Origin of the sequence: Methylacidimicrobium tartarophylax (assembly GCF_902143375.2) — a bacterium.
Lineage (GTDB): Bacteria > Verrucomicrobiota > Verrucomicrobiia > Methylacidiphilales > Methylacidiphilaceae > Methylacidimicrobium > Methylacidimicrobium tartarophylax.
In genome coordinates, this window is the sequence record NZ_CABFVA020000061.1 from 1 (window position 1) to 503 (window position 503).

Consider the following 503-nt stretch of genomic DNA (forward strand, 5'->3'; position numbering starts at 1 on the left):
GGCGTCAGCGTTCAAAATATTGCTTCGTCCGCCCGTCAGCTACTACTTCCGGGTTTTGCGGAGAGCCGCAGGGGGGGACCTTCCCGAGGATGGGCCGGAACATGGGCCTTAGCGGCTCAATTCCGGCTTGAGAAGGCGTTCGAGGAGCCGCTCGATGCGATCGAGACGGCTGGTGGTGTCGGCCCGCAAGTCGTCGATTCTCTTGTCGACTAGCTCGAAACGTTTGTCCACCTGCTCGAAGCGCTTGTCGAACGGATGGAAGAGGCTGAACAGGATGGCCGCCAGTCCACCGAGGAGCGTCAGGGTTTGCGGCCAGTCCATTCCTTATTTGTAGTGCGAAAGGGAGGGAGGGGCAATCGGAATGGAGCAATCTGACCGAGAGGAAGCGGCCGGTGCCGCGTCGTCATCGTGGCGACCTTTCCAAAAAGGAACGGCGCGGTTTTTGGCCGCGCCGTCCTTTTCGAGAATCGTTAGAGGAGGAAAACGATTCGTTCGAGGTTTCT

General features: G+C 59.0%; 1 protein-coding gene. It reads right to left on the bottom strand.

The window, feature by feature from the left end; translation table 11 throughout:
• Positions 1-108: 108 nt before the first annotated feature.
• Positions 109-321, bottom strand: coding sequence for a hypothetical protein (locus MAMT_RS05160; protein WP_142659935.1), 213 nt, complete (start codon positions 319-321; stop codon positions 109-111).
• Between the last annotated feature and the right edge of the window lie 182 nt (positions 322-503).

Excerpts from the sequence above, each read along its gene's own strand:
- MAMT_RS05160 (WP_142659935.1), bottom strand. The coding sequence starts at position 321 with ATGGACTGGCCGCAAACCCTGACGCTCCTCGGTGGACTGGCGGCCATC.